Source organism: Streptomyces sp. NPDC018947, assembly GCF_044390505.1.
GTDB lineage: Bacteria > Actinomycetota > Actinomycetes > Streptomycetales > Streptomycetaceae > Streptomyces.
This window is the reverse complement of record NZ_JBIRZD010000002.1, coordinates 64802-77214: the sequence shown is the minus strand read 5'-3', so window position 1 is coordinate 77214 and position 12413 is coordinate 64802. Positions and strand designations below refer to the sequence as shown.

Annotated in this window: 8 protein-coding genes; 4 read left to right on the top strand and 4 right to left on the bottom strand. The window is 69.0% G+C overall.

The window, feature by feature from the left end:
* Positions 1-346 precede the first annotated feature (346 nt).
* Positions 347-1720 (top strand): cation:dicarboxylate symporter family transporter, encoded by a 1374-nt coding sequence (locus tag ACH499_RS05055; protein ID WP_399013869.1) that lies wholly within the window; start codon positions 347-349, stop codon positions 1718-1720.
* Between the two features lie 318 nt (positions 1721-2038).
* Positions 2039-4816 carry a SpoIIE family protein phosphatase gene (locus ACH499_RS05050; protein WP_399013868.1) on the top strand — a complete coding sequence of 926 codons (2778 nt, stop codon included), beginning with the start codon at positions 2039-2041 and terminating at the stop codon, positions 4814-4816.
* Positions 4817-4859: 43 nt separating this feature from the next.
* Here ACH499_RS05050 and ACH499_RS05045 read toward each other — a convergent pair whose 3' ends face one another.
* The 4 genes from ACH499_RS05045 to ACH499_RS05030 all read right to left on the bottom strand — a co-directional run bounded on the left by ACH499_RS05045 (position 4860) and on the right by ACH499_RS05030 (position 9851).
* On the bottom strand, positions 4860-6050 hold the full coding sequence (locus tag ACH499_RS05045) for a PP2C family protein-serine/threonine phosphatase (protein ID WP_399013867.1): 1191 nt from the start codon (positions 6048-6050) through the stop codon (positions 4860-4862).
* Between the two features lie 200 nt (positions 6051-6250).
* Positions 6251-6733 (bottom strand): GNAT family N-acetyltransferase, encoded by a 483-nt coding sequence (locus ACH499_RS05040; protein WP_399013866.1) that lies wholly within the window; start codon positions 6731-6733, stop codon positions 6251-6253.
* Positions 6734-6954: 221 nt separating this feature from the next.
* A complete protein-coding gene (locus ACH499_RS05035; protein ID WP_399013865.1) occupies positions 6955-8568 on the bottom strand; it encodes a metallophosphoesterase in 1614 nt (537 codons plus the stop codon).
* Positions 8569-9254: 686 nt separating this feature from the next.
* Complete coding sequence (locus tag ACH499_RS05030; RefSeq protein WP_399013864.1) at positions 9255-9851, bottom strand: SMI1/KNR4 family protein; 597 nt, start codon at positions 9849-9851, stop codon at positions 9255-9257.
* A 349-nt stretch (positions 9852-10200) separates the two neighbouring features.
* On the opposite strand from ACH499_RS05030, the gene ACH499_RS05025 reads away from it, so the two are divergent.
* Complete coding sequence (locus ACH499_RS05025) at positions 10201-11613, top strand: erythromycin esterase family protein (RefSeq protein WP_399013863.1); 1413 nt, start codon at positions 10201-10203, stop codon at positions 11611-11613.
* A 556-nt stretch (positions 11614-12169) separates the two neighbouring features.
* Complete coding sequence (locus tag ACH499_RS05020; protein WP_356198282.1) at positions 12170-12397, top strand: hypothetical protein; 228 nt, start codon at positions 12170-12172, stop codon at positions 12395-12397.
* Positions 12398-12413 lie beyond the last annotated feature (16 nt).

Genomic DNA, 12413 nt, shown 5'->3' with positions numbered 1-12413 from the left:
TCCGTGATGCACGGCTTGTGGGGGAGCGGAACGACAGCACACGTGGTCTCTCTGCGCGAACTGCCGGGAGTGACCGGCGCGCACCGGTGGCGCCTGAGGGACAGTCCGGACTCTGGACCATCTCGCCGGCCCGGCGTCCGCGTGTCCGACCCGCCAACTCCCTGACGGACGCGGACTGTCGGGCCTGTCCGGATTCGCATCGATTCACTGTGCTTCGCGGTTGGACCTTGCGCCAAAATTTCAACCTTGCGGCACTCGGCTCTTCCTTCATGCCGGTCACACACCGATAGTTGGCCACTAACGAAATGCTTATTCCGTATTACGGAATGCCGTGAGGGAGTGATCCATGCCGAAGGCCAGTCCGTCCCTGGCTCGTCGTCTCGCTCGAAGTCTCCGGACATCGATGTTCGTGCAAGTGCTCTGTGCGCTGGTCGCCGGGATCACCGTCGGAGGGCTGTGGCCCGATGCGGGTTCCGTCGTACAGCCGCTCGGTGACGGATTCATCCGGCTGATCAAGGCGGTGATCGCCCCCTTGGTCTTCTGCGTGGTGGTCACCGGGATCGCCAAGGCGGGTGACCTGAAGTCCTTCGGGCGGATCGGGCTCAAGGCTTTGATCTGGTTCGAGGTGGCCACGACTCTCGCCCTCGTGATCGGACTGCTGGCCGGAAACCTCGTCCGCCCGGGCAGCGGGATGAACGTGGACCCGGCCTCGCTGGACGCCTCGGCCGTGACCGAGAAGACCGGAGGGGGTGAGCTGCCCTCCACGAGCGAGTTCCTGCTGCACTCGCTGCCCGACAGCGCGGTGGGAGCGTTCGCCGAGAACTCCCTGCTGCAGGTACTGGTCCTGGCCTGCCTGGTGGGCGCCGCTCTGCTGCACCTGGGACACACCAGAGTGCCGGCGATCCTTCCCGCGGTGGATCAGGCGCAGGAAGTGATCTTCGCCGTCGTCGGGTTCATCATGAGGCTCGCTCCGCTGGCGGTGTTCGGGGCCACCGCCCACCTGATCGGGGAGTACGGTCTGAGCGCCCTGACTACGTACGGCAAGCTGATCGGCGTCTGCTACGCAGTGGCGCTGCTCTTCCTGCTGCTGCTCAGCGCCGCGCTGAAGATCTTCACCGGTGTGAGCCTGTGGAAGTTCGTCCGCTACACCCGCGAGGAACTCGTCCTGGCCCTCGGAACGGGGTCGAGCGAGACCGTGATGCCGCGCATGATGCAGAAGCTGCGGCAGGCGGGCTGCCGCGACGACTCGGTGGGTCTGGTGCTGCCCACCGGCTACTCCTTCAACCTCGACGGCGCTTCCATCTACCTCTCGATCGCGACCCTGTTCATCGCCCAGGCTGTGGGCATCGACCTCACGCTCGGTCAGCAGGTCACCGTGGTACTGGTGCTGATGCTGACCAGCAAGGGCATGGCGGGCGTACCCGGGTCGGCGTTCCTCGCGCTGTCGGCGACCGCCTCGGCGCTCGGGGTCGTCCCGGCCGGTGCCGTAGCCCTGCTGCTCGGGGTCGACCGGATCATGGACACCATGCGGGTGGCGACCAACCTCCTCGGCAACTGCGTCGCCGTGTTCGCCGTGTCGAGGTGGGAAGGGGCACTCGACCGCGACCGTGTGCGCAAGGTCCTCGACGGCGAAATCGCGTTCGTTCCCGAGCAGGAGGCTCCCGGCACGGCGGCGTCGGCCGAGGTGCCGGCATCCACCGCGACGGAAGCCGTCCGGTGAGCGCCGGCCCCCGTTCGACGGAGTGCCCGTAGGCCGAGTCGTCGGAAGCCGGTGACCTGTCGGGGTGGCGGCGGACGACCAACCAGACGGTGCGGCCGCGGGCGATGACATCGATGCTGGTCGCCGTGGCGCCCTCGTACTCGCTGCGGGAGGCGTCACGGCGGACGGTCCCGTAGCCGCGGGCCCGCTGTCCGCTGCATCTCGAAGAGCATCGCGAGGCCTTTGCGCGCGCTCAGCAGACATTTTCATTCGAAACCATTTAGGTGAGAAACAACAGCCGCCAGTTTCACTCGGAGGTACTTTGGTCTGGAGGGTCATATGGCGATCTGGGACGACTCACGGGATCTGGAAGGGGTCCGGCTGAAATTCCTCAGTGGTGAGCCCCTGGAATGCGCTGTACGGAGTGTCGTGCTCTCCTCCTGGCAGCGATGCCAACATCGTGGCATTCTCGCCGACCGTGTCAGCATCCCGTACTTCATGGATGTCGACCGGGACGAGGCGTTCGCCCATACGGCCCGCCCCGCCCTCGAGCAGTTGCAGTCCCGGTTCTCGGGCATGGACATCGTCATCGCCCTCTGCAATTCCCGGGCCCAGGTTCTCGAGCGGTGGGTAGGCGTTCCTTCCCTCAGCCGGCAACTGGAGTCCCTGCGGCTCGATCCGGGGTTCGGCTGGCTGGAAGGAGCCGTCGGCACCAATGGCATCGGCACGGCCCTCGCGGACCGCCGCCCGGCGTTCATCCGGGGCAGTGAGCACTTCGCCGACGTCAACCGCTCCTTCGCGTGTGCGGCCGTTCCGGTCCGTGATCCGCTCAGCGGTCGGATCCGCGGTGTGATCAACGTGTCGAGTCTGCGCGACCTCGGCGATCCGAAGATGCTGAGCATGGCCCGGGACACGGCCGCCACCGTCGAGCGCCTCCTGCTGGACGAAGTGGAGGACCATGAGAAGTCGCTGTTGCGGCTGTTCCTGCAAGCCCAGCGCGCAACGGGTCGCACCTCGTCCCCGGCGTCGTTCTCCGCCGGCGACCTCATCGGAACGGCGGGAGAACCACTGCGTCCCGCGGATCTGGAGGTACTGCGGCACAAGGCGGCGGAACTCATCTCCGCGGGACGGGTGGCGATCGTCGACGTTCACCTTCCCAACGGCCGGCGAGCTGCCCTGTGGAGCCGGACGATGGAGGGCGGACTCGGCCCCCCGGGCATGATCGTCGAAGCCCTGCGCGGCGATGGTGCCCTGCAACCCCTCGAGCCGGCCGGCCGCCCGCGTACCGACGCATCGCCCGGTCCGCCGACGTCGCCGAACGGCAGCTCCGTTCGCATCGCTTCCCCTTCCCGGACGCGCCCGGAAGAGAACGTGGCAGTGGACCGGTGGCTGGTGGCCGTGGGCGAGCCGGGAATCGGACGCCTGGCTGTGCGAGCCCGGCAGCGCCTCGAACTGCTCTGCAAGGCTGCGGAGTGCGTCGGTACCACCCTGGATGTGACTCGTACGGCTCAGGAGCTGGCCGACGTCGCCGTCCCGGCTTTCGCCGACTATGCCGCAGTGGACCTCGCCGCGAGCGTGCTCACGGGTGATGAACCCGTCAGTCCGTGCCAGGACATGCGCCGAGTGGCGCTCGGCGCCATCCGGCCCGGCTCCCACCTCTACCCGGCGGGGTCCGGCATACAGTTCGACCGGGCCACACCTCAGCGGCTCTGCCTGACGAGCGGACAGTCGGTGCTCGAAGCAGCACTGGAGACGGCCCACGGGTGGAAGGCTCACGACCCGGCACGCGCGGAGAGGATCCGTGAGGCCGGAATCCACTCCCTCATCGTCGTTCCTCTGCGCGCACGAGGCGTCGTTCTCGGCGTCGTCAGTTTCTATCGCGCCGACCTTCCCGGCGCCTTCGAAGAGGACGACCTTTCCCTCGCGGAGGAACTCGCGAGCCGGGCCGCGGTATGCGTCGACAACGCCCGTCGCTACACCCGCGAACACTCGACCGCCCTGGCGTTGCAACGCAGCCTGCTCCCGCACACCCTCCCCGAACAGAACGCCGTCGAGGTGGCCTGCGACTACCTGCCTGCCCAGTCGGCCGTGGGCGGAGACTGGTTCGACGTCATTCCCCTGTCGGGAGCGCGAGTCGCCCTGGTCGTCGGCGACGTGGTCGGCCACGGCCTCCAGGCGTCGGCCACCATGGGGCGGCTGCGTACGGCCGTCCGTAACTTCTCCGACCTGGACCTTCCCGCGGAGGACGTTCTGGCTCGGCTGGACGACCTGGTGGTCCGCCTCGACCTGGACCCGGAGACCGAGGCGGCCGACCCCGCAGAGATCGTCGGCGCGAGCTGTCTGTACGCGGTCTACGACCCCACGTCGCGGCACTGCACCCTCGCACGCGCGGGTCACCCGGCTCCGGCTGTCGTCTTCCCCGACGGCGCTGTCGACTACCTCGAGGTGCCCGCCGGGCCACCACTCGGGCTGGGCGGTTTGCCATTCGAGACACTCGACATCCAACTTCCCGAGGGAAGCCAGTTGATCCTCTACACCGACGGCCTCATCGAACACCGGAACCGCGACATCGGGACCGGGCTCGACCGAATGCGGCGACTTCTCCGCACAACCCACGGACCGCCCGGCGAGACGTGCCGAGCCCTGGTCGATGCGCTGGTGCCTGCTCAGCGCAGCGATGACGTCGCCCTGCTCGTCGCTCGGACACGGTCCCTGGACGACCGGCACATCGCGCGCTGGGAACTGCCCGACGATCCTGCCGCTGTCTCCCACCTGCGCCAGGAAGTCGCTCGGCAACTGTCCGCATGGCAGCTCGGGGAACTGGCCTTCACCACCGAACTGATCGTCAGCGAATTGGCGACCAATGCCATCCGGTACGCGGCGCAGCCAAGTGAGCTGCGGCTCATCTTCGACCGTGCTCTCATCTGCGAGGTCTCCGACTGCAGCAGCACGTCCCCGCGTTTGCGGCGGGCCGCGACCACCGACGAGGGCGGGCGAGGTCTGTTCCTGGTCGCCCAACTCGCCCAACGCTGGGGCACTCGGTACACCGTGAGTGGAAAGGTCATCTGGGTGGAGGAGTCGCTTCCCGCCACCACGCTGCCGGCGCGTCCCCAGTGACCGGGAGTGGTGCTGAGATGCGCCGGTCGAGGTTTCCGCAGCCTCACCCCTCCCGGCCGAGGTCCGGCCCGCCTCCACCCGTCCGGCGGAAGATCTTCGACCGCGTGCTCGGCATTCCGCTGCGCTCCTGCGTGGCCGGGCGCTCAATGACGATCATGACGGCGTCGTCGTCCAGGTGCCCGCCGACATGGTGCAGCAGGTCGCGTCGGAAACGGCCCAGGAAGGCGTCGGGATCGGTCTCGGTCCACCCGGTGATGCGCTCGGGGAGCGGATAGAAGATGCCGGCGGAGTCGCGGGCCTCGGTGACGCCGTCCGTGTACAGCAGCAGAAGATCTCCCGGCCCGAAGGGGAAGCTCTCGACGTGGTAGCGCGGGGCTGTCAGTTCGCCCAGTCCCAGCGGCGGTGCGGGACGACGGGCGTGCACGGTGACCGGCCGGCCGTTGCGGAGGACGATGGGTGGGGGGTGCCCACAGGAGATCATCTGGATACGGCCGTCCTGGTCGGGGATGTCCAGGACGGTGGCGGTGATGAACGTTTCTCCGTAGCGGCTGGTCTCGCCGGGTTCCATGAGGTCCCAGCACACGCTTCGGTCGAGGTAGGCCACGAGTTCGTCGAGGCTCGCCTGGCGGTGTGCCGCGACGCGGAACGCTCCGAGCAGCAGTGCGGCGTCGTTGACCGCGGTCATGCCCTTGCCGCGCACGTCCCCGACGATCAGCCGGGTGCCGGAGGCGGTGCGTGCCGCAGCGTAGAGGTCTCCGCCGATCTGGGCCTCGGCCTCCGCGGCGAGGTAGAGGGAGGCGGTGCGCAGCGGTCCGAGCTGTCGGGGGAGCGGGGGCAGAACCACACGCTGGGCTGCCTCGGACACGTACCGTACTTGCTTCAGCTCTTTCGCCCGACGCTCCCGCACCACGCTGAAGATGACGAGGCTCGCTCCCACCAGCAGCAGGGCGATGACCTGGGCCTCGTGGTTGGCGGAAAGTAATTCGTCAGGGTCGCGCAGCACGCCGATGACCGTCTGCGCGATCACGGCCAGTGCGGCTACCAGTCCCACCGTCCAGGGGCCGCCGAACAACGGCGTGATCGCCGGGGCCGCGACGAGCAGCGGTCCCAGATGAATGTGGGGCGGTACAAGAAGGTCCGTCACGGTCACCGCAATGATCCATGCGATCGGGATGGCGACCAGCGCCCGGCCCGGAGGCGCCGGCCGGTGACGTTCGTCGAGACCTTGCGACATGTCTCCTCTCTACACCTGTGTTGACTCACTCGCACCGGCGAAGACCGGCGCGCGGTCCTGCCCGGTCACACCCCGCCACACCTCTTCCCGTGCGAGATGAACGACCGGCCCCCAGCGGATGGCCGCCCATGCACCGTCCGGATTCCGCACGGCGGGCCGACCTCGTCCCTGCCGGCCACCGCCAAGGCCAACCCCGTGGGTCAGGACGGCGTCCGTGGCGCCCGCGGGGGCAGGGCCGCGAGGAGACGCAGCTCCAGGATGTCCTCGTCGCCGAAGGTCAGCCCCGTGGGGACGAACCCGGCGGAGGTGTAGAGGTTCCTGGCCGCGACGTTGGCGGCACTCACCCCCAGTCGCAGAACGGGCGCTCGGAACTCGTCGCGCACATGCGCCACGATCTCCTGGAGCGCGGCTCTGCCCAGACCCCGCCCCTGAGAATCCCTGTCGATCATCAGGCGGTACAGCCAGATGTGACCGTCGTCGGGGTCGGGGCCGTACATCGCGAAGCCCACCGCACGCTCGTCCCACATCACCGCACGGGTCACGAAGCCCGGCAGGAAGCGGCTCTCCGCGATCGAGTACAGGTTGGACGCGATGTGGTCGCGCTGCTCATCGGTCACCGTCAGCTCGGCCACGTCCTCCCAGGTCTCCCGGGACAGGTGGGCGAGGCGCACACGAAGGGTCATGAGGCATGGCTAGCCGACCCCCGTGCGGGCTGTCACCCGAATTGATCCGCGTGGGCCCGACGCTCACCCTCCTGCGGAACGGAGACGGGGCGCCCCCCAGAGGACGGCGCCCCGCTGTTCCGTGTCCGTCATCGGTCAGTCGGCCGGCGTCGGTGCTGGGCCGTTGCTTGCGGAACTCGCCCCAGGAGCGGCGACAGTCACCCGCATCCGCGCGGCGCTGCCTACCTGCTGAACGTGAGCGAGGCGGCCGGTGAGGCGTTCCCGTACGCGTCCACGGCCACGACCCGGGCCACATACCGGCCGCCCTCGACCGCGCCCGGTACGGGGATGTCGAGGGTGTTCGGGCGGGGCATGAAGTAGTAGTCCGAGAAGACCTTGGACGAGACGACCGGCTTGCCCGTCGAGGCGTCGGTGATGTCGACGTCGTAGTGGTGCACCATCTGGTCGTCGGTGGCCTGGGCGATCCGCAGGACCGTGGCGCCCTTGTCGTCCTGCACCTGGGACAACGGCTGACGAGTGGTGAACTCCGGTGCCACGGTGTTGCGCGCGGCATCCGTGTAGCGGAAGTTGTCCTTGATCTCCTGGCTCGTCGAACCCTTCAGACGCACGGTCCAGGTGGCGCCGCTCAGGGTGCCCGCGCTGGCGTACGGCGGCTGCCAGCTCGCCGACCACCTGCCGTCGGTGTAGATGTCGTGCTTGTCCGCGGCCATGTTCACGCGCGCGATCTCCGTACGATCCTTGTAGACCTCGACGAAGAGCGCCTGTGCGGTCGGCGACTCGAAGCGGTTCGCCAGTCCGTTGTCGGTGACCATCTGGTAGCCGTGGTCCATCTCGATGTACGACATCGAACCGTCGTTGACCGAGGTGAAGTCGCGCTGGTGGATGGAGCGGTCGTCGTTGATGTTCAGGTGCGAGTGGCCGGAGAAGTAGATGGCCTGCGGGTAGGCGCTCAGGTCCTCCGCGAGGCGGGGGTTGGCCGTCTGCTGGCCGTCCATGACCGTGCCGGTGATGGGCCGGTGCCCCTGGATCAGGACGGGCCTGCCGGCGTACGCCGGGTCGGCGGTGATCGCTGCGAGGCGCTCCTTCAGCCAGGTGCGCTGGGCCGCGTCGGAGTTGTACCTCTCGGTGTTGACCGTGAGCACGTGCAGGCCGTTCACCTCGGCCTCGTAGTAGCCGTCGCCCGAGTCGGGGAACCACTCCCTGGGGTACCCGTCCCGTATCGCGGCGAGGCTCGCGTCGTGGTTGCCGTTGGAGATCAGCACCTTGGTGCCGGTCATGCCCTTGCGGGCGAGGTTGGCCTGGAAGATCTCGGAGACGATCTTGTGGTCGGGGCCCTTGCCGTCGCCGTTGTCGTTGATCATGTCGCCGTTCAACAGGATCGCGTCCGGATCGGGGAAGACGGACCCGATGGTGTCGAAGAAGCTCTCGTACTTCGCGTCGTTGCCGGCGTGGTCCCCGACATGCACATCGGACATCACGACGAAGCGGGCGAGCGGCTTCTCCTGAGTCCTGATCAGGTAGCCGTACGACACCGGAACGCTGCTGCGGTTGCCCTGGAAGGCGACCGCCGTGACGTTGGTGTCCTTCTTGATCTGCGGCGGGTTGCCGGGCGAGTAGACGCGGCTGTCGCGGGTCGGCGTCGTGCCGTCCAGGGTGTAGCGGACGGTGGTACCGCGCTCGACCTGGAACTTCAGCTCCACGGCACCCTCGTACCGCCCGCCGGGGACGCTGACGCGAGGTGCGGCGGGGGAGGAGCTGGGGGAGTCGGCGTGAGCCACGGCCGGGGAGACGAGCGTGACGGAGGCCGCGGTGATCACGAGAGGGGTGAGTCTCACGGGTTTCCTGTTCCTTCGGTTCGGGGTCGTGGACGCGGCTTCCCCGCACGGATTGATAACGCACAGATAACCGGTCTGGTCCAGAGTCGCCATGGCGATCGTGCCGGTCTGCGGTGCGTTCCGAATGACATCCCGATGAAGCGATCATGAATGACCACACGTCCGTCCTCGTTCGGCCGGCTTCCCCGTTGACGGCCGGACGGCGTGACCGCGAACGGCGTCCCGCTGCGGCCGGCCGGCCGGTCCCGCCCGACGGACTTCGACAGCAGTGCCGGCCCGGGCCCGGCACTAGCCTCTGGAGTCGCCGGCAGATCACCAACCAGGTCCGCTCACCGCTGCGCGAGCACTACCCCGCCGTCCTGCACCGCCGCGCCCAGGCCTGCCCGGGCAGAGCACGAGCAACGCCTGCGCAACGCCACCGGACTGGACCGGCTGCGCCACCCGCTGACCGTCCCGGTCACCTGACCACCACAAGCGACCCTCTGTCCCCGAACTCCGGCCCTCCGCCTCGGGGGTCCGGGGGCCCCGCCACGTCCGGTCGGGCCGCCGGGTCTGCGTCGTTTGCCCTGTCCCTGACAAGTGTGGGTCGGGCCGAGGACCGTCCCCGCACTGCGCGGCAGCCCACGTCCGAGCGCTGCTGGCCCGGTCACCGCCGGACGGTGCCCTGAGCCTCCGGGCTCGGTCTGTCAGAACGGTTCGAAGCCCGGCTGGACGGGGCCGATCTCCCCGGCGGCGGCCAGTTCTTCGAGGTCCTCCGGCTCGAGGTACTCCAGGGCATCGGGGTCGATGCCGTGGTACCGGTCCACGTCGAGCAGCCGCCGCACGAACGTGAGGACGAAGGCCGAGAACGGCCCGTCGAAGGTCACGCAGCCCTCTTCATGAACCATCGTGACGACCTTCCACCGACTCGAGTCCGGGTCGCAGGGCCAGAAGAAGTGCTCGTCCCCGCTGTGGTCGTACCCCCACGAGATCAGCCCGCCGGGCTCGGGGTGGAAGGGATACGGGACATGCTCGGCATTCCCGCTGCTCAAGGCCCGCTGCCGACGTTCGGTGAACGTCTCGTGCGTCCTGCGCATCCGCTCCAGCAGCGGGCTCGACCCCTGCGGATGGAAGACAGCGAGCTCGCCGCAGATGAGCCCGCTGCCGTACGCGCTGAGGAACGCTTTGAAGTCGCACGGCAGGGCCGAACCGACGTACTGCTCCACCTCGTCCCAGCCACCCGGGATCGCATTCCCGGCGACGGGCACGCCCAGCAGGGCCTGCAACTCATCCAACGATGACAAACACGTCTCCAGACCCTTCAACGAAGATCTGCGCGCCCCGGCCTGGCCGCGCACCACGACATCCAACGGCGTGGCCCTGTCTCAAGGGACACCCCGTCAACCCTACTCACCGTGCGGAATGCGCGTTCGGCCGCGCTGATTGCGCCCTCCGCATGTCGGGAACCGTGCTCAGGGCGCATCGTCGATGAGTCCGAAGCCTTCCGGGGTTCTACGCCCAAGGCTGCGACTGCCTGTAAAGCCGCTCGTCTCCACTGCACCAGGTCCCATCGACGGGTGTAGCCAACCCCCCGGTCGATCGGGGGGCGCAGCGGATGGTCCGGTGCGTCCCCGTGCGGCGAGAGTTGGGCCCATGAACACGCACAAGGCCCTGCTCGCCGCCCTGCTCGTCCCGCTGGGAGCCACCCTGGCCGTCGCACCGGCCGCCTCCGCCGCCACCCCGACTGCTCCGACCGCCGCATCGGCCTCCGTCGATGCCGCCGCGCCCGCCGGCCCGGAGGGGGCCGCGGACGCCGCGTTCCGCTCCCCTGAGGCGGCCCTCGGCCGGGTGGCCCATCCGCTGCGCACCACCGAGCCCCATGGCGGCCTGGCCGACCTCCGGCCGTTCGGCCGGATGGTCGGCGACGCCCGGGTCGTGGGCCTGGGCGAGGCCACCCACAGCTCGCACGAGTTCTTCACCGTCAAGCACCGGGTCTTCCGGTACCTGGTCGAGGAGAAGGGCTTCAGGGCCTTCGCCCTCGAAGCCCCCTGGAGCACCGGTCTGCGGCTCGACGCCTACCTCCTGCGCGGCGAGGGCGACTTGAAGCAGATCATGGACGAGGAGTTCCAGGGCACCTACCAGTTCTGGAACAACGCCGAGTACCGCGATCTGCTCCAGTGGATGCGCACGTACAACGTCAAGCACCCCACGGACCCGGTCCGCTTCGTCGGCGACGACAACGGGTTCGCCGGTGCCGATCTGTACGACAAGGTGAACGCCTACGCGGCCACGGCCCGCCCCGAACTCGCCCCGCGGCTCACCGAGCTGTACCGGGGCCTGCGGCCCGCCACCGACGCGGAGACGTACGTCAACGACTACCTGGCCAAGCCACTGGCCGAACGCAAGGAACTCGCCGAGCGGACCGGCCGGGCGGTGGACCTGCTCAAGCAGCGGCCCGGCACGGGCACCGACGCCGACGCGTACGCCTGGGCTCTCCAGCACGCCACCGCGATCCACCAGATGACCACGCTGTACGCCTTCGACCTGGACAACCCCGAGGACATCCCCGACGCCATGCGCTACCGCGACCAAGTCATGGCGGAGAACGTCGCCTGGTGGCAGCGGCAGACCGGCGACAAGATCGTGCTCGCCGCCCACAACGGCCACATCGCAGTTCGGACCTACGCCCCCGTCACCTATCCCAAGGTCCAGGGCGGCTTCCTCCGCGAGCAGTTGGGCCGCGGCTACCTGAGTGTCGGCCTCACCTTCGACCGGGGCTCGTTCAACGCCTTGGGGCAGGACGGCGGCGTCCACCGCTTCACCGTCGGTGCGGCCGCGCCCGGCACCGTCGAGTACACCCTCGACCGGGTACGGTACCGCGACTTCGTGGCGGACCTGCGCAACGCCCCGGCGGCGGCCCGCACCTGGCTCGCCACGCCGCACACCGTCAAGAACATCGGCGCCACCTACCCCGGGATCGTGGACGCACCGCAGATCCGGCTCGCGGAGTCGCACGACGTCGTGATCCACCTCCAGCGGGTGAGGGCGGCCCGTCTGCTGAAGTAGCACCGGGCCCGCGCGGCGCGGTAGGTCAGCCGGTCGATGTCTCGCGCCCCCGGGGCTTTCCCCGCTCCCTCTCCCGCCGCTTCCCCGCCTTCGCCGTCTCGCGCTGGGATCCAGCACTCTCCTGTGGGGACTGCTGGAGCCAGCAGCCTGACGGTTCCTGCGCCGCGGGATCGAGGGGGTGCCGGCGTGAGCGGCCCGAAGGCGTCGAGGTGCAGGGCGACTGAGGTACTACCAGATCCGAGCGGCGGAGGAACCGTATCGGCGGGCCAGGGAGACGATGCCTTCTTCAAGTCGGGCAGCCGCGTCACGATCTTCTGTATCGGGTCGCTCACGCGGTGAGCCCAAGGGGGGGGCGCGCCCATTTTTGTGGTCTCAGTAGGCCTCATACCGGGCCGCCAGATCCCCCCTCCGCCTCCGTCCTCGACGCGCGTGCCGAACGCATGGGGAGGAAAGAGCGCGTCCATCGGAGTGGCGGCGGGCCGTGCGCGGTGTCGGCGGGGGCGCCGGCAGCCATGTTGAACCGGAGGTGGCACTCCACGACGACAAGGAGCACGGCATGCCAGCGCACTCGGTCGAACGGTTCCTTCAGGCCCTGGACCCGGAGGAAAGGTCTTCTGTCGTCTCTCGCCCTCAGGAAGACCAGGAACGGCTGGCGGCGGTGTGGGAGAGCGAACTGGAGTCGGACACCGCGCTCGACACCTTGGACGAGCTCTCGCCGGTGGCCGCGGAGGCCGAGGCGGCCCGCCGGGTCATGGCTCGGGAGGCGGAGCCGGGGCCGTCGTAGAGCCGGCCGCCGCCGG

Coding starts and splice junctions, on each gene's coding strand:
- ACH499_RS05055 (WP_399013869.1), top strand. CDS start 347: ATGCCGAAGGCCAGTCCGTCCCTGGCTCGTCGTCTCGCTCGAAGTCTC.
- ACH499_RS05050 (WP_399013868.1), top strand. CDS start 2,039: ATGGCGATCTGGGACGACTCACGGGATCTGGAAGGGGTCCGGCTGAAA.
- ACH499_RS05045 (WP_399013867.1), bottom strand. CDS start 6,050: ATGTCGCAAGGTCTCGACGAACGTCACCGGCCGGCGCCTCCGGGCCGG.
- ACH499_RS05040 (WP_399013866.1), bottom strand. CDS start 6,733: ATGACCCTTCGTGTGCGCCTCGCCCACCTGTCCCGGGAGACCTGGGAG.
- ACH499_RS05025 (WP_399013863.1), top strand. CDS start 10,201: ATGAACACGCACAAGGCCCTGCTCGCCGCCCTGCTCGTCCCGCTGGGA.
- ACH499_RS05020 (WP_356198282.1), top strand. CDS start 12,170: ATGCCAGCGCACTCGGTCGAACGGTTCCTTCAGGCCCTGGACCCGGAG.